The organism is Prevotella rectalis, assembly GCF_900607215.1.
Lineage (GTDB): Bacteria > Bacteroidota > Bacteroidia > Bacteroidales > Bacteroidaceae > Prevotella > Prevotella brunnea.
This window is the reverse complement of sequence record NZ_LR027820.1, coordinates 762,393-762,970: the sequence shown is the minus strand read 5'-3', so window position 1 is coordinate 762,970 and position 578 is coordinate 762,393. Positions and strand designations below refer to the sequence as shown.

The 578-nt window shown below is 43.8% G+C and carries 1 pseudogene (only partly in view); it reads left to right on the top strand.

The features are described from left to right. Positions 1 to 172 precede the first annotated feature (172 nt). Positions 173 to 578, top strand: a pseudogene (locus tag E0E16_RS14930) (IS30 family transposase) (it continues 689 nt past the right edge of the window).

Sequence of the window (578 nt, the reverse complement as noted above, 5' to 3'; positions counted from 1 at the left end):
AAGTTCCAAAACGAAGTGCAATAAAAGAGTAGCCCTCGCCGAGAGATGCAGACGTTCTCGAAGCGTAGCGAGAGGTTGTCTGCATCTCTCGGCGAGGAAAAAAACAACCAGCAATACAAATAAAAAAAGGGAGACCGCTGTCTCCCAAAGATTAACTAACTTTGTATTGCAAATGTATCATCAATTAATCTCGGAGCAAAGGTCGCAAATTTTCGCCTTACTCCAAAAGAAAACAGGGAGAAAAGAGATTGCCGCAATCGTTGGCATCAGTCAGTCAACACTTTCACGTGAAATCAAACGCAACAGCACGCCATCGGGAAAGTATATTTGGACAAAGGCGCACGATATGGCTATGCAGCGCAGAAAGAGAACGGTAAAGAACGCCAGGCTCTCCGACGAATTAGTCTGGAGGATTAAGGAATATATCACCAATGCTCAGTGGTCTCCACGGCAAATATCAGGTTATCTGCGCAAGAATGAGGGGATAAAGGTGTCCCACCAATCCATTTATAATATCATTCATAATGATACAACAGGGGAACTTGCCAAACACACAAGGCATAAGATGAAATACAGTC